Below are 19437 nucleotides of genomic sequence, written 5' to 3' on the forward strand. Positions count from 1 at the left end.
TAAACGACCACCCGAATTCAATAAACGACCACCCGAATTCAATAAACGACCACCCAAATTCAATAAACGACCACCCGAATTCAATATATTTATTGCATAAATTCTCAAAACCTCACCTGAAAACTGATTTACTAAGGTTTTAGCTTTAGTTTTACCCCACCCTAACCATCACTGCGATTAAGTAGGTAATCTTTGGGATTTAAGAAGAAATTCGACTTGTGTGTACACGGTAGCCCCGGAAGCGGGGAGGGGTTGGGGGTGGAGTGTTAGGGACTTTTGCAAAGGTCTAATAAGCTGTTCCACATTTAAATTGCATAAGCTGGGCGGGCAAAATGCCATTGGTGTCAACTTAAGCTGGAAATAGCTTAACTGTTGGCTTCCATGCCCGCCCGGAAATAAATTTCTTTGGCTTTTAGGCTTAAGTCTACTGAAGTAGACTGGAGATTTTTGGCGATATTTAGTCATCTTCAGATGACTTTAGCTATGAGACGGGAATTTCAATTCCCGGCGGACAAGCGGTTTCACGTTAAGTTGACACCAATGGCAAGATGCCCACCCCACAAGAGTTATATTTAATTCAATTATGCAAATTAGATGTTTCTTAGCTTAATCAGATTTATCGCGTCTTTGCGATCGCTCGCTAGAATTTTCATCAAAAAACCTTAACCGAAGCAATCCTGGAAAGTGATGCTTGGGGATTTGCGCTACCCTAAGTCAGGAAGCCAAGGATAAATCAGATGAGAAAATGGATTTGGCTGATGCTGTTGGTGGTGATGACAGTTGCCGTGTTGGGTAGCAGAGGTAGCACGTTTTTTGAACAGCGTCCCTCACCGACAATTGTTGAGCGGATTCCGGTGGAAACACTCGATTCACAGCCATCAAGGGAAGTTGATATTACTCCCCAAGTGTCTACTGAGAAGCTGTTAAACCATATCCAAAAGTTGAATTTTCAGCGCTACACTACAAAAGAGCGATCGCTTACTCGCACTTATATTACAACGGAACTGAAAAAATTCGGCTGGAAACCTAAATTAGAAAAGTTCTCTGACGGTGTGAATATTTTTGCCGAACGTCCAGGAACTAACAAAGCCGCGAAAGCAATTCTCGTAGCAGCGCATTACGATACTGTTGCCTCTTCCCCTGGTGCTGATGATAATGCCAGTGGTGTTGCTGTAGTGCTGGAAGTCGCTCGGTTGCTCGGTTCTCGTTCTACGCCACGAACGTTACAGATAGCTTTTTTTGACCAAGAGGAAGCAGGACTTTTGGGTAGTCAGGCTTTTGTGAGTAAGACAGCACGCTTGCAAAATTTAGGCGGAGCGATCGTTATGGATATGGTAGGTTACGCTTGTTACACTTCTGGATGTCAGAAATACCCTACCGGATTGCCTGTGACGCCACCTAGCGACAAGGGCGATTTTTTGGCAGTAGTCGGTGATACAGAACATTTGTCTTTACTGAATGCCTTTCAAAACTCACAAAATACCCCCTCAACCGCCCTGAATAAACAGGAATCAATGCCAGCAGTTCTAACACTACCAATTCCTTTTAAAGGTTTACTGACACCAGACACCTTACGCAGCGATCATGCACCGTTTTGGTACCAAGGTGTGGGTGCTGTGCTGGTGACAGATACCGCAAATTTACGCACTCCGCACTATCATAAACCTAGCGATGTGCCAGCGACTATCGAGCGATCGTTCTTCACCGGAGCAGCACAAATTGTAGTTAATGCGACTAGTGCTTTATTAGAGAAAAACCAGATTTTGGAAACTCAACCACCAAGCTAACTTATGAATTATCTTGACCAAATAATTACTAATTCGTAATTAAAGAGGGTACAGACCCCCACTAAATATGCAGATTTAGTGGTCAACAAGACAGTGGTAGGTTAAAGCCCACACTAATTGTAACTACGAATTACGAATTACGAATTACGAATTATTTTGACTAGCTTTTGGTTCCGGGAAAGTCAATGTCCAATTATTTTTATTATTGACCTGAGAATATAAACCTTGAAGAATGAGCCGCAGAGTTTTTCGAGTTCTAATAGGCTTCTTTACCAGATAAGTTCCTGGTTCAGCAAAGATATCATCAAAGTTTTGTTTATAACCAAATTGTTTTGAACAATAACTGCCAGCACCTTGGACTGTTAATACAAAAAATGGAGATTGTTTGTATTCATCAGGAATCATAAAGATGCCATATACATGATGACGACCACGCCACGGCTGAACACTAACCTTAGTAGCATGTACTTGAAATTTTGTAGTTTTTGATGCGATAAAAGCCTCAAAATTGCAATCAGAATCATTCACAGGCCACCACAGTGTAATAATACTCAAAGAGAGCAGAAAAATTAAAATATAGGGTAGTCTGCGACGCATAAAGCCAAGAAAAATTGTTGACGCGGCTGGGGGAATTTGATCAGTAACGATTGTGCAGCTACAGCAATCAGACTATTCACCTGCAACACCTCTGCAAAACGTTTGAAACAGCAAAGACAAAACATTAAGCAGTCGGTTAAATTTTTCTGTGAAAAAAGATGCAGATTGTAGATGCGTAGTTTACCGCCGCAGGCATCGCTTTCCCTGTTCTAGTAGCTCCGTTACAGTCTTAAACCTAGCTGAGAAACAATCAAGCTTTTGTGGCTGTTAACACTGATTTATGCTCAAATTTTTGGCTGTGATGAATTCTACAATTTGTTACTTTTGTTATCCTTGTAATATGGCTCTGTTTGCATTGGCAGATGCTTTGAGGAGATTAGAGCATAGACGTAGCCATCAAGTTAAGAAAAAATTTACTTTTATTTCTAATCAATTATTGGGGTAGTCAAATACACAAATATCCGTTATATTCCCGTAAGTAACAGTTGGTATAAAAATTTATGGGAAATTGGAGAAGTCTTAAGACAGTTGCGGGTTTATTTAGCGCGTTGGCTTTGCCCGCCGTAGGCATCGCACTTACACAGCTGGGGGCAAATACTTCGGCTATTGCAGCTGACACAGTTGTTGTGCGTTTGGGTTTATTTACAGAATCCATCTCTGTTACTGAGTTGCAAAAGGCTGTAAAAACAGGAAAATTGCCTGGGAGTTTACAGTCTTTATCTGAAGAACAACGCCGCTTCTTCTTGGGGGCGCTGGGTATGAATATACCGATGAATGTTGTCACACTTGATAAGTTAATTAATACCCAGATTGGTACAAGTATTCTCAGTGACTTTGCTACAGCCTTAGCCCGAAAGGACAAAGCTGGGGTACAAGCACTCAGATCGGGCTTGGTATTAGGTTCTACTGCACCGCAAGGTCTTTCTATACTGAGTTTTATTGCTGCTTATCCCAGTAAACGCTTAGAAATTGATTTACCAAAGGCTTGGGTTGTTACAAAAAACTTAAATACAGCTTTTTGGCGTACCCAGCAATTTATGTTAGCGATCGCTCCCCAACTCGACCCTATAACAGCACATCCGAGAACACCGCAGATTGCTTTCCCTTTCGATCCCAGCCAACCAGGAAGCGCCCAAGTAAAAGTACTCAATTTAAGTCTGAACGATCAAAAGCGCGATCGCAAAATTCCAGTTGATATTTACTGGTCAACTGCTGCAACGCCCGACAAACCCGTAATCGTCTTTTCTCACGGTTTTGCATCTGTCCGCACGGACTTGCGTTACTTAGCAGAACATTTAGCATCCCACGGTTATGTAGTAGCAGCTTTAGAACATCCCGGTAGTAATGCGGCAAATATTGATTTAGCATTACAAGGCAAAACCAGAGTCATGAAGCCTCAAGAGTTTTTAAATCGCCCTCAAGATATTAGTTTTGTCCTCGACGAATTAGCAAAACTCAACCAAACAGCTAATTATCCCCTACAAGGGAAACTTGCAACTACAAACGCGATGGTTGTTGGCTATTCTCTTGGTGGTGGTACAGCTTTAGCACTTGCTGGAGCCGAGTTGCAACTAGAACATCTCAAACAACGCTGTAAAAAGAACCTAACTATCTTAAGTTTGGGAGAAAATATCCAGTGCATCGCTCAAGAACTACCAGAAAATAGCTATCAACTACGAGATCCCAGAATCAAACAAGCGATCGCTTTCAATCCGACAACTTCTCTAATTTTTGGCGAAACTGGGTTAACTAAGATACAAGTTCCTACCATAGTGTTAGCAGGTTCCGCCGATAAAACCACCCCAGCTTTAACTGAACAGATTGTGGGATTTGACAAGATCCCATCCCCAAAATCGCTAGTTGGTATTATTGGGGCTACTCATCTCAGTGTAAAAGACCCCAGCACTACATTAGATCAGGTTGGACAACCAAATACACCGATTAGTGGCGGTGAAGTTGTCGGCGAACAAGCAGCAGATGTTCGCAAGTATGTTAAAGCTATAACTTTGGCCTTTGCTTTTCAGATGACTCCAGAAGCTAAAAACTATGCTATCTTCCTGACACCAGACTATGCTCAGTTTGCTTCAACTGCGGCATTTCCCTTCCGTCTAATTACCCAGATTCCTCCTGATGCTATGGCAGTGGTGAAAGAATTTGTTGATAAATAATGGACTTTCAATTAAACAAATATAGGAATCCGATTTGATTAATGAACATATTTGCGTAGGGAGGGAACTCTTAACTGGAAAAAAGGGATTTAGGAGTGTACTGAGTTTTTTCAGAAATCAAATATGAGTCCTATATAGGACTTACGTATCATACATATTGACTATACTAATTTTGGGTTTTTGAACCATTTCTAATACCCAGAACAGTAAATATGCAGCAAAATCGGGGTTGCAATCAGCACCTGAAATATAAATTTGACTTAAGGCATATTATGGTTAATTGGTATAGTACCGGAAGTCCTAAAATATTTAATTTTGTGAGTAGCTTACTTAAGAATAGGGGTATGGGGAACGGTAGAAGTCGCCGCTTATTCTAACTATCCCTACTATTTTTATTTTGAGACCAAATAAAGCCTAAAATACTGATATTCGCTACAAATACCTGACGTTGAGATCGACCAATAGAGAATATAGTATTTTCATCTAAGTGGATGTCTGAAAACTTTTTGGTGTTGTATTCGAGACTTGTAGATCCCCCTAAATCCCCTGATAAATTGGGGGACTTTGATTCCAGTTCCCCCCCTTTTTAAGGGGAGCCAGCGCGGTCTTGGGGGTTTCCCCCATGAGCGACTGGCGTGGGCTAGGGGGGATCAAGCGAAATATTGAATACTTCTCAGACATCCTCTAAGTGGATTAACTACCTCACTCTATCAAGCATCCTCCCCAATCTATTTGGGAGAGTGTACTTTATTAATTTGGAATTCGCTGTAAGTATTATAAAACTTATAAAATTGACTTATACCAATTCTGTGTAAACTTTTTACTTGCTATAAGTATACTGCCTTGATAATAGCCCTAAAGTTGCTGTTAAAACTACACTAAATTTTTACAGTAAAAATAACTATTTACACATAAAATTTATAATGTATTCGTAAAAATAACAGAAGTTTAACAGTGTAAACAACTAGGAGTAGATGCCGAATGATGGTACATACGTATCCTATAAAAATCGTAAATTCTTTTTGAAAAAATCTGTCAATTAATTGTAGAGTGTGTTACCAAAATGTAGCATATCTTACAAATATTTCAAGATTCCAATATTAGTTCTGAAGCTAAATATTACAAACTAATTTCAAAACAAATGAAAACAAGTTATTTGATGTGAAATATGTTTGTGTATGTTTTGAAGTAACTTACTTGAAGTTCACAGAACTAAATGAGAGAGCATTGTTATCTTCTGCAAGCTACCGATTAACCAAAAATCAACAACAAAGAGCTTGTTTTATTTACTTAAATAATTAGTTTTACAATACACCTGTATATAAACTAATTTGGGATTCAGAATTAAACAATTATTCCATTTAACTCAAGCTTATGCAACTCTATACAACTCGTGAAATTGAACAACTCCAGCAACACGAAGACCTTTCTACCTTAATTGAAATTATGGAGTGGGTGAAAAACTTTTTAGGAAGGCCTCATCCTGGCTTAGGTAGACCCGGCGCAGTTTGCCCTTTTGTACCTTTCTCTCTCAAATCAAACAGTATTCGTCTAGCAGTTATTCACACAAAAGATTTGTATCCAGAAAAATTAGAAGAGATTGTTGGACGCTATCGAGATATATTTCTGCAAATAGATCCTCAAGAGCAGGAATTAGCAATTAATAAAGCTTTTTTACTTATTTTTCCTGACATCTATATAGAAGACGCTACTAATGTAGTAGATAGTGTCCAACAAAAACTTAAACCTTTGTTTGTTGAGTCAGGATTAATGATAGGAGAATTTCATAAACGTAATGAAAGTCCTGGTCTACACAACCCAAACTTTCGTCCACTTCGTAGCCCTATCCCCCTGTTGGCTATTCGGTTCATGGTTGAAGCTGACCTCCCTTTTCTTCAGAATCCTGCCGATCCACACTTACGTATTCGATATTTGGAAGCTTATTTAAAGAATTTTGAGCATAAATTTACAGATGAAATAAAGTTTAAAAATGCTCGTCAAGCATTGGCTTTAGCAAAAGAACAAATTAAACAAGAAAATTTGGTGAGTTCTTACATATAACAAATGTTTTAATTACAGGTTAGTTATTGAGCATAGGTATGGAGAATTAAAAGTCTTTAAAATTCATTGCGCCTTGAAATAAGTGAGATAAAAATCACGAATTTACTGCTAGTTGCAATTGCTTAATGCAGATAGCATCAAATCGTCATCAGGATGTAAATTATCGGACTACAGTAGAAGCGATCGCTAATTATCAATTAGTTAATATGAATACTTCAACAACTTGACTCTGATTTGTAATCATTGCGCACACATTTTTGTGAAAAAATTTCGGATTACTCTATTATTTGTGATATATAAAAGCAAATAATTTGGTAAATAAAATGGCAAAAGAAATAGAGCGTAAATATTTAGTGAGAGGAAATAGCTGGAGAGGATTAGCTGAAGGTAGTGTATATCGTCAAGGATATATTGCTACACAAGATAAAGCAACTGTACGCATACGTATAATAGGGGAAAAAAGTTATTTGACCATTAAAGGCCCCAATATAAAATATTCGAGATTAGAGTTTGAGTATCCTATTCCTGTTCAAGATGCTCAAGAAATACTTGAGACATTATGTCAACGTCCCTTTATAGAAAAAACTAGATATAAAATAGAGTCGGGTGGTTTTATTTGGGAAATAGATGAGTTTGATGGTGTTAATAAAGGACTGATATTAGCAGAAGTTGAACTCACTGATGAAAATCAACAAATTGAATTACCAAACTGGATTGGACAAGAAGTTTCTGATGACTCTAGATATTTCAACAGCAATTTAGTAAAATACCCTTTTTCACAATGGTAATAGAATGATATCAAAACTATGCGAATAGCCAAACGCAATGGTTGGAAAACAGAACCGATACCTTCTGTATGCAAAAATATAACGCTAGAAACAGTTTACTCACAGGAAGAATTCGACCGAATTGCTGCTGGAGTCATTCCAAAGCAGATGGAAGATAAGTGGTTCATTTTCTATGAGGCTCCTTGGCTATACTTGCATCGTAGTTGGACTGGTTTTTGCATTTTCAAAGTGCGTTTTGAGGTGATTGCAGAAACCGTAAAGATTGCAGAAGTGCAAGTAAATCGAGATCCAGCCCAGTACTCTAACACTGACGATCGGCGCGATGCTTCTATGTTAGCGATCTTGCTGGATTCACGATCTGAACGTGGTGTGCGAAATCATATCAAGTCGGGGTAATTAGTTATGATACCCACAGTCATTGCACCCCACCCCCAGCCCCTCCCCGCAGGCGGGGAGGGGAGACAAAGCGTAGCTTTGGCGGGATGGGGTTCTTGGGGTTTAGTAAGTAATCAAGCGGACATGATATCAAATGCTTAACTGGATTAAAGATCGATCCAGTAGTTCAGAAAAACCATAGTAGTACGCAGCATCACACTGCAAATATTTACAAAAGATGCCTGTGAGTATGAACTTAGCCATTAATTAGATTTTCTACAGTATCGGCATCGTTTGGTAATGCAGCTGTTAAAACTTCGCTGCCTTCTGTAGTAACTAAAACATCATCTTCAATGCGAATTCCTCGGACATCGGCGAATTCAGATAAACGCTGCCAATTCACCACATTCTGATATTTTGAACGCACATTGGCATCATTTAAAATTGCTGGTACTTGATAAAAACCAGGCTCAATTGTGACTAACATTCCTGGACGCAGGGGACGATTTAAACGGAGATAGCTTAAGCCAAAGCGATCGCTCCTTTGGCGTCCTTCTTCATACCCGGCTAAATCGCCCAAATCTTCCATATCATGCACATCTAAACCCAGTAGATGACCGATACCATGAGGAAAAAACAGCGCGTGGGCATCGATTTCTACTAAATCTTGGGGATTTCCTTGTAAAATGCCTAACTCCACCAAACCTTCAGCGATCGCTGTAGCCGCTAGCAGATGAATATCCCCATACTCTACACCAGGCCGGATTTTGGCAATACAAACATCATGGGCTGCCAACACTACATTATAAATATCTCTTTGGGTAGATGAAAACTTACCCGAAACTGGCCAAGTGCGAGTTACATCACCTGCCCAACCAGTTTCAGTCTCAGCACCAACATCAGCAAGTAGTAAATCACCTGGTTGCAAACTATGGTGATACTGCTCGTTATGCAAAACTTCACCGTGAACGGTGACAATACTGTTGTAAGAGGTAGTCATATTGTGGGCAATAATCACCCCTTCCATCGCTGCCCGAACTTCTGCTTCTAATTTGGCTTGGGGTGTTGCTGCCATCCCGGCTTTGTGAGCTTTGACAGTGACAGCCGCAGCTTTTCTCAACTCGGTTAATGCACCATCATCGTGGGTGAGGCGGAGTAAAACGATCGCCTTTGCTAACTCCAAGTCAATTCCTTGGGGAGGACTTTGTGGTAAAACCCATCTATTTAATAGCTGCGATTGCTGCGTCCAAGTAGCAGCATCTTGGACGGCAAGTGTAGCGGCATCTTCTAGCCAAGACTCTAATTCTGCCATTGGCCTTGCCACATCTGCCCCAATCTTCTCGGCTATTTCCTCGCGCGTTGGCATTTCTCCATGCCAAAGGGCGCTACTGGGTGACGGATCGTCGATGAATAGTTCTAGTTTTCCCACTTCTAGACGAATTGCCGCTTTTGGTAATGGCAGTCCGGCGAAATAAAGGAAATGACTGTTAGCCCGAAATGGAAAGGAATTTGCCGGAAAATTGCGCGGATTATTGCTACCCGACCACAGAATTGCCGGAAAATCAATCAGCTTGGCTAGTTGTTGCCGTCGGTGGCGTAAAGTATCGGCGAGGGAAGTAGAAGTTTGTGGGATAAGCATAAATGTAAACTCAAAGAAAAGGATAAAGGTGATAGTTTTGCCTGTATTTAGTCGTTATCGTCTTTATCGTCATCTTGTTTATTATTTTTGCGATCGCCATCTTTTTGATCGTTTTTGCGATCGTCATCTTTGTGGTCGTCATCTTTGTCGTTCTGGTTAGGTTGTAACTCTGGTTTTTGTTGCTCAATTGGTGCAAGTGGCTGCGGGGCTTCAACAACACAACTAACTAATCCTCCAGAAATTAGCGCTAAGTTGACAGCAGCAAAGATGCTTCTGAAGATTTTTATCCTCACGTTTTCGGTTTGCTTTAACATTGATTCTAGTTTTTGGAGATTGTATTCCTAATTTCTAAGGTACTGTATATAGTGGTTCTCATTTGGATTAACACAGGGTAGAGCGCACGATATGTAATCGCAACGGTCAGCATAAATTTCTAACGCACTCCTGATAAATAATATATTGCTGTCTAATTTTTAAGGCGACTCTAATGAGACAAATCATTACTCAAGTTGATGCTTTTACTAATAAACCTTTCGCAGGTAATCCTGCTGCTGTCTGTGTTTTGCCTACTTCCCAAAACGATCGCTGGATGCAAAACTTGGCGCAGGAAATGAATTTATCTGAAACAGCTTTTTTAGTTAAGCAGGATGATGGCTTTAATCTGCGTTGGTTTACGCCTACGGTGGAAGTGCCGCTTTGTGGCCACGCAACTTTAGCTAGTGCCCATGTACTTTGGTCAGAGGGACATTTGTCACCTGATGAAGTTGCACATTTTTATACTAAAAGTGGAGTGCTAATTGCGAAGTTACAAGGTGAGTGGATTGAGTTAGATTTTCCTGTAAATCACTCACAAGCTGCGATCGCACCTCCAGAACTAGGCCAAGCTTTGGGTGTACCCTACAAATCTGTCTTGCAGAATTCAATAGGTTATCTAGTGGAATTGGAATCTGAAGAATTGGTGCGGCAAATACAGCCTAATTTTCAACTGCTAAAAACCTTACCGATTCCTAATGTCATTGTCACCAGCCTCACACAATCTGATTCTCAATATGATTTCGTCTCTCGCTTCTTTGCGCCAGGATTAGGTGTTAATGAAGACCCCGTTACAGGGGCGGCTCATTGCTGTCTCGCTTGGTTCTGGCGCGATCGCTTGCACAAAAATGAGTTTTTGGCTTATCAAGCATCTAGTCGCGGTGGCGTGGTGAAGGTTTATTATGACGGGGGCGATCGCGTTTTTCTCGCCGGACAAGCGGTAACTGTGATGCGAGGGGAGTTATTTACCGCATCAACCTAATATTAAAAATCAATAATATCTGGCAAAAACTCACTATCAAAAACTTGGACAATGGAATAAGGACATTCCACTGGAAACGTATCTATTGGTAGTTCAGTTTCATTACTAGCAGCTTTCAATCCCCGATGATAGCACTGGGCTAAAACTTCTTCGGGATAAGACTTGAGGCTGGGACTCTCTTGCAGTAAATCTGCAATTTTGTAGCGCTGCTCATCAATCGTATTTCGCCAAGAGCCACTCCGCAAACTAGATTGATATTGCCACTTGAGCAAATGCTGTAATAATACTTCCAAGCGGCTTTTCAACTCTCGTCGTTCTGACCGTCCCAAGCTTTCAATCTCCTCAATCACAGCATTCCAGTCTACTTCTCTAAATTGTCCAGCACGAATGAGTTGTACAGTTTTTTCTGTCCATGCTGCAAAGTCTGTTTCATACAACTGGGCTGCACTTTTCGGAATCTGGGTCATGAGCTTTTTGCAATCTACCGTATACTAGCTAAATTGGAGATACTGTACGCCCATTTTAACGTCAACAAAACGATCGCATCTTTTTTGTTTGTTAGGGCAAACAATCGCATTGCAGAAGGTTGGCTTAAAATTGCACATCAATACAAACACTAAACCGCAAAAGCGTTCTTTTGCGAAGAAGCAACTGTCACAATATTTAAACAAGCCTATATTTTAATTTCAAAAATGTCTGCTAAACACAAAGATAGTAGAACTAGTATCCAATCTCGTGATTGGCCAATTGAGCAATTACCTGGACTGAGCCATGAAGAACAATCTCAACTCCAAAATTGTGGGATTACTAGCACAGTAGCGCTAGTCAAACAAGGGAAAACTCTAGAGTCAAGACTAGCGTTAGCAAATAAACTACAGATTCATCTTCAGTATGTAAATAAATGGATGGCTTTAGCTGACTTGGCACGTATTCCCAGTGTCGGGACACAATATTGTGGTTTATTGCTTCATGCAGGTATTGGTTCTGTAGTGCAGTTAGCTCAAACTCCCATTCACAGATTGCACCAACAAATCATGCGCTTGCAAGTAGCAACAATGCAGCGACGAGATTTGTGTCCAACACTTGAGCTAGTACAACAGTGGAGTCAGCAAGCGAAAACAATCATTAGTTAGGAGTTAGGAGTTAGGAGTGAGGAGTTAAAACTTATAACTCATAACTCATAACTCATAACTCATAACTCATAACTCATAACTCTTCACTCTTTAACTAAAACACCATTAAGAAAAATATCAGCGAGTCCTTCGGCCATTTCCTGCATTTGTTGGGGAGAGGCATCAGGTTCCATGAGGGTGTTGTTGGAAAAACCTGCGATCGCAAACATTCCTAAGAAAACTTTCGCAACTAACTTTGCGTCCCCTTGACGATAAATACCTTTATCCATTGCTGTTTGAAAGAATGCTTCGCCGACATCAGTCATTTTAGTAATGACTTCTAATTGAATGCGATCGCGCAAATCGGGGTGAAATTGCACCTCCATAAAACAAACGCGCATCAAATCGGCATTTTTTTGAAAATTCCACATCCGACGGCGCATCACTTGAGCGACGGCTTTATAGCTGCCCATTTCACTCAATTCTGTGAGCAAATCTGTAAGAATCTCTACCCAGCCATTCGTGGCTACTTCTACCAAAATTGCTTTTTTATTCGGAAAATGACGAAATAGAGTACCTTCAGCTATACCTGCCGTTTGTGCTAAGTCGCGGGTGGTAGTGCCGTCAAATCCCTGAGAGGCAAACAACCGTTGCGCTGCCTGTAAAATCCGGGTGCGCGTCTGAGCCTCTGAGGGCGGGGAAGAATTAAAAACTCGCATAACAGTTATGGTTAGATATCCGTAACAAGACTTGTAGCATTATTGTCTAACATCAAGTGAAAGAGCCACTGAAAGCTTAATACAAGATTAACGCTCTTTTGCTAAGTATCCTGTTATTTAGGTAATGTAACTTTATCTTACTTCTCGCTTATGAACCAGAGCAGTCGGTCAATTTTAGATTTTAAATTGGGGACTTCGACTTCGCTCAGTCGAACGATTTTGGATTGGTCAGATCGAGTATCTGTCATATTGCGGCGGTTGTTTATCATTTTCTTGACTTTAATTATCTTTTCGTGGGGATTGCTGCCAGAAATTGCTCTTGCTCAAACTCAGACAGCACCTCCTCAAGAAACTAAAACTCAAACCCAGCCAGTTGAAACTTCAATCCAACCTTATCTCGATCGAGTTATTAAGCAATTAACGGAGTTTCGCCTCGACAATGGTTTGAAATTTATTATCTTGGAACGACATCAAGCGCCCGTGGTTTCTTTTCTCACTTATGCGAATGTGGGTGGTGTGGATGAGCCAGATGGTAAAACTGGTGTAGCTCACTTTCTAGAACATTTGGCATTTAAAGGCACAACGCGCATTGGTACACAAGACTACAAAAAAGAAAAACCGCTACTAGATACCTTAGAGCAGTTGAATGCTCAAATTAAAACAGCGAAAGCCAATGGCAGAAAAGCTGAGGTTATTAGGTTACAAACTGAGTTTGAGCAAGTGGAATCGCAAGCAGGCAAGCTAGTCAAGCAAAATGAATTAGGGCAAATTGTCGAACAAGCGGGTGGCGTGGGTTTAAATGCCAATACTTCAACCGAAGCGACTCGTTATTTTTATAGCTTTCCTGCCAATAAGCTAGAACTTTGGATGTCGTTGGAGTCAGAACGATTTCTCGATCCGGTAATTCGTCGTGAGTTTTATAAAGAGAAAGATGTAATTTTAGAAGAACGACGGATGCGGATAGAGAATTCACCTATTGGACTGATGGTGGAAAAGTTTATCGATACTGCTTATAAAGCCCATCCCTACAGGCGTCCGGTGATTGGTTATGACGAAGATATCCGCAATCTGACACCAGAAGATGTCCAAAAGTTTTTTGATACTCACTACGTACCGAGTAATTTAGCGATCGCTATTGTCGGAGATGTCAATCCCACTCAGGTGAAAAAACTGGCGCAAACTTATTTTGGCCGCTTTCAAGCCAAAACCAAAGCTGTTGAACAAATCCCAGTAGAACCGCCACAACAACAAACACGGGAAGTTACTTTACAGCTACCTTCTCAACCCTGGTATTTAGAAGGTTATCATCGTCCGGCAATTACTCATCCAGATAATGCCGTCTATGAAATCATTGGCAGTTTATTAAGTGATGGGCGCACATCGCGGCTATATAAGTCTTTGGTAGAAAAGCAACGTTTGGCGCTAAATGCTCAAGGTTACAGTGGATTTCCTGGAGATAAATACCCAAACTTGATCTTTTTCTATGCTCTCACAGCTCCTGGTCATACAGTTGATGAGTTGGCGGTGGCTTTGCGTCAAGAAATTGACAAATTAAAAACTGAGCCTGTGGCGGCAACTGATTTGCAACGAGTGAAAACCCAAGCACGGGCGGGTTTGTTACGTACTCTCGATTCCAATATGGGCATGGCTCAACAATTGTTGGAATATGAAGTGAAAACTGGCTCTTGGCGGAATTTGTTTAAGCAGTTGGATGACATTTCAGCAGTGACGACGGCTGATATTCAACGGGTGGCAAAGGAAACTTTTACGCCGAAAAATCGCACGATTGGGAAGCTGTTGTCGAAAGCAGCATGAACAACAAACCGCAAAGGGCGCACAGGAAAATAGATATGCAGAAGTACAAGGTGAAAGCTAAAAGGCAGATAGCGTTGAAAATTCAAAATAGCAAAGGGTTGATTTATGCTTTGGTTGGTGTTTTTGCGTGCTTACTTTTAACTTGTAATTTTTCTCTGGCGGCGACGGCTGAGGCAAAACATTACACAGAATTGCAGCTACCACCGCTACCTGAGATTAAGTTACCCAAGTATGAGCGGTTTGTGCTGCAAAACGGCTTGGTTGTCTATTTGATGGAAGATCGTGAGTTACCGTTGGTGAATGGTACAGCGTTTGTACGGACAGGAAATCGCTTGGAACCAATGGAGAAAGTCGGGTTGGCTGGTTTTACAGGCGCGGTAATGCGAACTGGAGGAACTAAGAACCATTCGCCTGATGAACTCAACGAGATATTAGAACAACGGGCAGCATCTGTGGAAGTTGGTATTGGTGAAACTTCTGGAAGTGCTAGCTTTGACGCATTGAGTGAAGATTTAGAGACAGTGTTTGGGCTATTTGCTGAAGTGCTGCGATCGCCTGTATTTGCTCAAGAAAAGCTAGACTTGGCGAAAACTCAAGCCAAAGGTGGCATTGCCCGTCGAAATGACAATCCAGATGGGATTGCTAATCGGGAATTTAAAAAATTAATCTATGGCAAAGATAGCCCTTATGCTCGCACCATAGAGTATGCAACGGTGGATAAAGTTGAGCGTGAGGATTTGCTCAAGTTTTATCAGCAATATTTCCACCCCAATAATATGATTTTGGGAATTGTGGGCGATTTTGAGAGTAAGAAAATGCGATCGCTCATTCAAGCTAAGTTTGGCGATTGGCAGCGTAACCCAGGTATTGCTAAACCCACATTACCAAAGGTTTCACCAGCTAATACAGGTGGAGTCTTTTTTGTCAATCAGCCCCAACTGACGCAAAGTAGTGTGCTTATCGGGCATTTGGGCGGACGTTTCGACAATCCCGATTATGCAGCGCTGGATGTATTGAATGGAGTGTTAAATGGATTTGGTGGACGCTTATTTAATGAATTGCGATCGCGTCAAGGTTTAGCTTACTCTGTCTACGGCCAGTGGAGTCCCCGTTTCGATTATCCTGGCATATTTATCGCTGGTGGAGAAACGCGATCGGATGCTACTGTCCAGTTTGTCAAAGCCTTACAAGCCCAAATCAAGCGCACCCAAACTCAAAGAGTAACGGCAAAAGAACTGGCTTATGCCAAAGAGTCTACACTCAACTCCTTTGTATTCAACTTTCAAGACCCTAGCCAAACCTTATCACGCTTGATGCGATACGAATATTACGGTTATCCTGCTGATTTTCTCTTTCGCTATCAAAAAGCCGTCGCCGCCACCACAGCAGCCGATGTCCAACGGGTAGCACGAGAATATCTCAAACCAGAAAAGATTGTAACTCTAGTAGTGGGGAATGAAACCGCTATTCAACCGCCATTGACACAGTTAGCAAAACAGGTGACACCAATAGATGTAACGATTCCTGGTTCGCAGCCACAGGCGAAGAATTAATAGCGTAGATGGGTAGATACTCAGTATCCAAATAAAATCGCAAGGCTCAGATCCCCGACTGTCTAAGAAATCGGGGATCTTGTTTTTAAAATAATTATCTCCATTATCAGGAAACGACTAAGGACAAATTGGAGTAACAAGTAGAAACTAAATCAGGAACCAAAACCTCTGGGAACTCCAGAGGTTTTTCTCTATTGATCGTAGAAGCGATCGCTCCAGCATACACTTCTATGAAGCAGTAAAATTGTCGCCCCTATCAGGTCAACTAGAGTAAGCTAAATTTAGGTTTTAACTATCGGGAGTGGAGATGATGTTGTTGGAATTAAAGCGCATCCATGTTCCACCAGGACAAAGAGTGCTACTGCGAGATGTAACCTGGCAGGAATTGGAAACAATTCTAGAAGATTTAGGGGAACACCGTGCTGCACGAATTGTTTATGATAGGGGAATGCTGGAGATTATGGCACCACTGCCAGAACATGAATATGACAAAGAAATTATTAGCGATTTAGTCAAAGCTCTTTTGGAAGAATTAGACATTGAGTTTAGATGCCTTGGTTCTACCACTTTCAAAAACCAAGCAATGGCTCAAGGTATAGAACCCGACCAGTGTTTCTATATAAAAAATGAATCTAAAATTCGCGGCAAAAAGCGGCTAGATTTAGCAGTAGATCCTCCTCCAGATTTAGCTCTAGAAATTGATATTACTTCTCGCACTCATCCTAATATTTATGAAGCGCTAAAAGTACCTGAGCTTTGGCGTTTTGATCGAGGTAAGCTCCAAATTAATGTTCTGCAAGACGGACACTATATAGAATCTCAACAAAGCCTAAATTTTCCTCTATTCTCAGTAATTGAAGCAATTCCCCAATATCTAGAGCAAAGTACAACAGCAGGCAGAAATGCAACGCTCAAAGCTTTTCGTCTTTGGGTACAAAAACAGATACAACAGCAATAACTTATGCTGTCACCAGAATTCACAACATACACCGGGTTTCAAGTTAGTGAAGTACACAAGCCAAGTCTCTAATTTAAGTAGAATTAAATACGTTATAAGCCAAAAACCCAGATGTAGAGATGCGATTTATTGCGTCTTGCAAGACCCTTATTTCATCAAACTCATTCTCGATTATGCGAACGGTGAACTATAACTAGATCAAATGAAGGAGTGTGAGGGGTAGAGAGTAGATTAATACTGGCATATTCAATAGCGCTAGATATAGAAGAGTAGTTGAGGTTCTTCTTTTTTGGTTTATTATCTAATTAGTAAACGCGTAATATTTTTATCTGCTAAAGCGGTTATGGAGCTACAAATAAAATGACTGTTTTATTATTTGCCATCCTGTTGGCAATTAACTTAGGTGCTGGATGTTATTTGACTCTAGCTAATCCTCTAAAAGTCTCAGAGCAAACATCAACTAAACTTATTTTTATTATTCGACCAAAAGTATTTTTAGGTTTGGGAATATTTTTTAGTCAATTGTTTGTTTTATTTTTATTTGCGTCTATTGTATTTACACCTATTACACAACTTGTCTGCAATCGTTATCCAAACAATATATCTACTTCAAATATTGATTTGAGTGCGGGACAAAATACTCTAACAGTGATGTGTAAGTTAACAAAAAATAATTGGTTAGGTCGAGAACAGAGTCAAACGCTAGTTTCTGAGTTACTAGAGGCTAAATTGGAAACCCAGATTGATACTGATGGTCAGGCTAAGTATTATAAATATAACATTTTACTATTAAATGATAGAGATAGTTTTCCTTTTTCACGCGCAGGATATCCAAAATTTAACCTTGAAAAATTGCAATTAATAGTATCAAGAATTAATAATTTTTTGAAAAACCCTATAGAGAATAATTTAGCAGTTATACTTGATGAGACTTTTACGGGTTACATTTCTGTCATGATTACTGTATTCTGTGGAATATTAGCGTTGCTAGTAGCGTCACTAGGTTTATTTATCACTTGTAATTTTGACAAGGAAACAAATACTGTAAAGCTTAGTCGTTACAGGTGGTTTGGAACGTTAGGAAAAACAGTTTTTCAATATTCTTTGAACGAAATTACTGGTATTAAGCTTGAACGGATTGATACTAGTATAGGCGAATACTTTTTTCGGGTTATTTTAATACTAGAATTGGGTGATAATCTACTATTAACGCCCAATTATACTTCAAATTATATAAATGGAGATTTTATAGTTAAAGTAACTAAAGATTTTCTGGAACTAAAACATAAAGATAGTGCTAGATAAAAGCGTGAGATTGGTTTCTTTGAAGTCATTACTACCGCATTTTTATTTATGTTTGTTAAACCAAAAATATTTTTATCATCGCTTGCATTATTACTCAGTTTTGCAAGCCTATTTCTTAGCGCTTGGATTATTCTTCCTGCTCCAAATATGTTTTTACTCACACTAGCAGTAGGAGCGCCAGAAGTCAGTCCTTGGTTATTTTTATTAAATTTGCTCTTTTTATTGCTGTCTTTATTCTATATCCGTCGCCGTCAACTCCAACGTTTAGTTTGCATTTTCAGTTTAATCGGATTGCTAATTTGTGGATGGGTGCTAGTGAATATCCCACTAACTCAAATGCAGATGGCTAAAGCGATGAAACAAGGGTTGGGAGCAAATTATCTAGAGCAAATTCCAGTCCAAGTAAGGGCTAATATGCAAACCCATCCTTTTAACTTAATTAATTTCTTTCGGGGTATTCCATTAGGTAAAACGCGTCATCAAAAAGATATTCTCTTTGCTTCTCCTGGGGGAGTGCCTTTAAAAATGGAAGTTTACCAACCCCCAGAGGTAGGAAAATATCCAGCAGTGGTAGTAATTTATGGTGGAGCTTGGCAATATGGCAATACTCATGCCAATACCGAGTTTAATCAATATATTGCTAATCATGGATATACAGTATTTGCGATCGACTATCGACACGCACCTAAATATCAGTTTCCATCTCAGTTAGATGATGTGCGTACAGCCCTAAATTTTATTCGCAAACATGCAGCTGAATATGAAGCCGATTCAGAACGTATGGTACTTTTAGGACGTTCTGCTGGGGCACATTTAGCAATGCTAGCGGCTTATCAACCCGATGCACCACCCATTCATGCTGTGGTGAACTATTACGGGCCTGTTAACTTAACTGAAGGATATAAAACACCACCAAATCCCGATCCTATAAATTCTCGCGCTGTTTTAAAAGCATTTCTTGGTGGTTCTTTAGAAGAATTGCCTAATCGGTATGAAATTGCTTCACCGATAAATTACCTAACGCACCCTTTACCGCCAACTTTATTAATTTACGGCAGTCGCGACCATTTGGTGCAAGCGCGATTTGGCAGACAGATGTATGAACGTTTACATGACTCTGGCAATACTGCGGTTTTTCTCGAAATTCCTTGGGCAGAACACGCTTTTGATGCTGTTTTCAACGGTGTGAGCAATCAATTAGCGTTGTATTATACTGAGAGATTTTTGGCTTGGGCGTTGTTAAAGCAATGATTTGATTCGCAGACT

Annotated in this window: 17 protein-coding genes; 12 read left to right on the forward strand and 5 right to left on the reverse strand. The window is 40.3% G+C overall.

Going from position 1 to position 19437, the window contains the following annotated elements; genetic code table 11:
* Positions 1-737: 737 nt before the first annotated feature.
* Complete coding sequence (locus RMX89_RS14490) at positions 738-1787, forward strand: M28 family peptidase (protein WP_322689417.1); 1050 nt, start codon at positions 738-740, stop codon at positions 1785-1787.
* Positions 1788-1931: 144 nt separating this feature from the next.
* On the opposite strand, the gene RMX89_RS14495 is transcribed toward RMX89_RS14490, so the two are convergent.
* A complete protein-coding gene (locus tag RMX89_RS14495; protein ID WP_322689418.1) occupies positions 1932-2384 on the reverse strand; it encodes a hypothetical protein in 453 nt (150 codons plus the stop codon).
* Positions 2385-2884: 500 nt separating this feature from the next.
* Between RMX89_RS14495 and RMX89_RS14500 the strand changes: the two genes are divergently transcribed.
* The 4 genes from RMX89_RS14500 (at position 2885) to RMX89_RS14515 (ending at position 7797) form a co-directional block, all read left to right on the forward strand.
* Positions 2885-4552, forward strand: coding sequence for an alpha/beta hydrolase (locus RMX89_RS14500; RefSeq protein ID WP_322689419.1), 1668 nt, complete (start codon positions 2885-2887; stop codon positions 4550-4552).
* A gap of 1374 nt (positions 4553-5926) precedes the next feature.
* A complete protein-coding gene (locus tag RMX89_RS14505) occupies positions 5927-6613 on the forward strand; it encodes a DUF6875 domain-containing protein (protein WP_322671836.1) in 687 nt (228 codons plus the stop codon).
* 323 nt (positions 6614-6936) lie between these two features.
* Positions 6937-7401, forward strand: coding sequence for a CYTH domain-containing protein (locus RMX89_RS14510; protein WP_322689420.1), 465 nt, complete (start codon positions 6937-6939; stop codon positions 7399-7401).
* A gap of 18 nt (positions 7402-7419) precedes the next feature.
* Positions 7420-7797, forward strand: coding sequence for a hypothetical protein (locus tag RMX89_RS14515; protein ID WP_322689421.1), 378 nt, complete (start codon positions 7420-7422; stop codon positions 7795-7797).
* Positions 7798-8032: 235 nt separating this feature from the next.
* On the opposite strand, the gene RMX89_RS14520 is transcribed toward RMX89_RS14515, so the two are convergent.
* On the reverse strand, positions 8033-9415 hold the full coding sequence (locus RMX89_RS14520) for an aminopeptidase P family protein (RefSeq protein ID WP_322689422.1): 1383 nt from the start codon (positions 9413-9415) through the stop codon (positions 8033-8035).
* Positions 9416-9462: 47 nt separating this feature from the next.
* Positions 9463-9729 (reverse strand): hypothetical protein, encoded by a 267-nt coding sequence (locus RMX89_RS14525; RefSeq protein ID WP_322689423.1) that lies wholly within the window; start codon positions 9727-9729, stop codon positions 9463-9465.
* A 173-nt stretch (positions 9730-9902) separates the two neighbouring features.
* Between RMX89_RS14525 and RMX89_RS14530 the strand changes: the two genes are divergently transcribed.
* Positions 9903-10709 carry a PhzF family phenazine biosynthesis protein gene (locus tag RMX89_RS14530; RefSeq protein WP_322689424.1) on the forward strand — a complete coding sequence of 269 codons (807 nt, stop codon included), beginning with the start codon at positions 9903-9905 and terminating at the stop codon, positions 10707-10709.
* Positions 10710-10711: 2 nt separating this feature from the next.
* On the opposite strand, the gene RMX89_RS14535 is transcribed toward RMX89_RS14530, so the two are convergent.
* Positions 10712-11176: a DUF29 domain-containing protein gene (locus RMX89_RS14535; RefSeq protein ID WP_322689425.1), complete on the reverse strand. Its 465-nt coding sequence runs from the start codon at positions 11174-11176 to the stop codon at positions 10712-10714.
* A 225-nt stretch (positions 11177-11401) separates the two neighbouring features.
* Between RMX89_RS14535 and RMX89_RS14540 the strand changes: the two genes are divergently transcribed.
* On the forward strand, positions 11402-11842 hold the full coding sequence (locus RMX89_RS14540) for a DUF4332 domain-containing protein (protein ID WP_322689426.1): 441 nt from the start codon (positions 11402-11404) through the stop codon (positions 11840-11842).
* A gap of 83 nt (positions 11843-11925) precedes the next feature.
* On the opposite strand, the gene RMX89_RS14545 is transcribed toward RMX89_RS14540, so the two are convergent.
* Positions 11926-12540 carry a TetR/AcrR family transcriptional regulator gene (locus RMX89_RS14545; RefSeq protein WP_322685468.1) on the reverse strand — a complete coding sequence of 205 codons (615 nt, stop codon included), beginning with the start codon at positions 12538-12540 and terminating at the stop codon, positions 11926-11928.
* A gap of 150 nt (positions 12541-12690) precedes the next feature.
* Here RMX89_RS14545 and RMX89_RS14550 point away from each other — a divergent pair, with 150 nt between their 5' ends.
* From RMX89_RS14550 to RMX89_RS14570, 5 genes are all read left to right on the forward strand, one after another.
* The gene (locus tag RMX89_RS14550; RefSeq protein ID WP_322689427.1) at positions 12691-14355 is read left to right on the forward strand and encodes a pitrilysin family protein; all 1665 of its coding nucleotides are present in this window, start codon (positions 12691-12693) and stop codon (positions 14353-14355) included.
* A 35-nt stretch (positions 14356-14390) separates the two neighbouring features.
* The gene (locus RMX89_RS14555; protein ID WP_322689428.1) at positions 14391-15908 is read left to right on the forward strand and encodes a pitrilysin family protein; all 1518 of its coding nucleotides are present in this window, start codon (positions 14391-14393) and stop codon (positions 15906-15908) included.
* A gap of 310 nt (positions 15909-16218) precedes the next feature.
* Entirely contained in the window at positions 16219-16866 is a 648-nt protein-coding gene (locus tag RMX89_RS14560) for a Uma2 family endonuclease (protein ID WP_322689469.1), read from the forward strand.
* 360 nt (positions 16867-17226) lie between these two features.
* Entirely contained in the window at positions 17227-18171 is a 945-nt protein-coding gene (locus tag RMX89_RS14565; protein ID WP_322689429.1) for a hypothetical protein, read from the forward strand.
* A 48-nt stretch (positions 18172-18219) separates the two neighbouring features.
* Positions 18220-19422 (forward strand): alpha/beta hydrolase, encoded by a 1203-nt coding sequence (locus tag RMX89_RS14570; protein ID WP_322689430.1) that lies wholly within the window; start codon positions 18220-18222, stop codon positions 19420-19422.
* Positions 19423-19437: the final 15 nt, after the last annotated feature.

It is taken from the genome of Nostoc sp. DedSLP04 (assembly GCF_034530775.1).
In the GTDB taxonomy this organism is placed as follows: Bacteria; Cyanobacteriota; Cyanobacteriia; order Cyanobacteriales; family Nostocaceae; genus Nostoc.

Excerpts from the sequence above, each read along its gene's own strand:
- RMX89_RS14545 (WP_322685468.1), bottom strand. The coding sequence starts at position 12,540 with ATGCGAGTTTTTAATTCTTCCCCGCCCTCAGAGGCTCAGACGCGCACC.
- RMX89_RS14550 (WP_322689427.1), top strand. The coding sequence starts at position 12,691 with ATGAACCAGAGCAGTCGGTCAATTTTAGATTTTAAATTGGGGACTTCG.
- RMX89_RS14560 (WP_322689469.1), top strand. The coding sequence starts at position 16,219 with ATGTTGTTGGAATTAAAGCGCATCCATGTTCCACCAGGACAAAGAGTG.
- RMX89_RS14540 (WP_322689426.1), top strand. The coding sequence starts at position 11,402 with ATGTCTGCTAAACACAAAGATAGTAGAACTAGTATCCAATCTCGTGAT.
- RMX89_RS14570 (WP_322689430.1), top strand. The coding sequence starts at position 18,220 with ATGTTTGTTAAACCAAAAATATTTTTATCATCGCTTGCATTATTACTC.
- RMX89_RS14520 (WP_322689422.1), bottom strand. The coding sequence starts at position 9,415 with ATGCTTATCCCACAAACTTCTACTTCCCTCGCCGATACTTTACGCCAC.
- RMX89_RS14495 (WP_322689418.1), bottom strand. The coding sequence starts at position 2,384 with ATGCGTCGCAGACTACCCTATATTTTAATTTTTCTGCTCTCTTTGAGT.
- RMX89_RS14535 (WP_322689425.1), bottom strand. The coding sequence starts at position 11,176 with ATGACCCAGATTCCGAAAAGTGCAGCCCAGTTGTATGAAACAGACTTT.
- RMX89_RS14555 (WP_322689428.1), top strand. The coding sequence starts at position 14,391 with ATGCAGAAGTACAAGGTGAAAGCTAAAAGGCAGATAGCGTTGAAAATT.
- RMX89_RS14490 (WP_322689417.1), top strand. The coding sequence starts at position 738 with ATGAGAAAATGGATTTGGCTGATGCTGTTGGTGGTGATGACAGTTGCC.
- RMX89_RS14515 (WP_322689421.1), top strand. The coding sequence starts at position 7,420 with ATGCGAATAGCCAAACGCAATGGTTGGAAAACAGAACCGATACCTTCT.
- RMX89_RS14505 (WP_322671836.1), top strand. The coding sequence starts at position 5,927 with ATGCAACTCTATACAACTCGTGAAATTGAACAACTCCAGCAACACGAA.
- RMX89_RS14510 (WP_322689420.1), top strand. The coding sequence starts at position 6,937 with ATGGCAAAAGAAATAGAGCGTAAATATTTAGTGAGAGGAAATAGCTGG.
- RMX89_RS14500 (WP_322689419.1), top strand. The coding sequence starts at position 2,885 with ATGGGAAATTGGAGAAGTCTTAAGACAGTTGCGGGTTTATTTAGCGCG.
- RMX89_RS14525 (WP_322689423.1), bottom strand. The coding sequence starts at position 9,729 with ATGTTAAAGCAAACCGAAAACGTGAGGATAAAAATCTTCAGAAGCATC.
- RMX89_RS14530 (WP_322689424.1), top strand. The coding sequence starts at position 9,903 with ATGAGACAAATCATTACTCAAGTTGATGCTTTTACTAATAAACCTTTC.
- RMX89_RS14565 (WP_322689429.1), top strand. The coding sequence starts at position 17,227 with ATGACTGTTTTATTATTTGCCATCCTGTTGGCAATTAACTTAGGTGCT.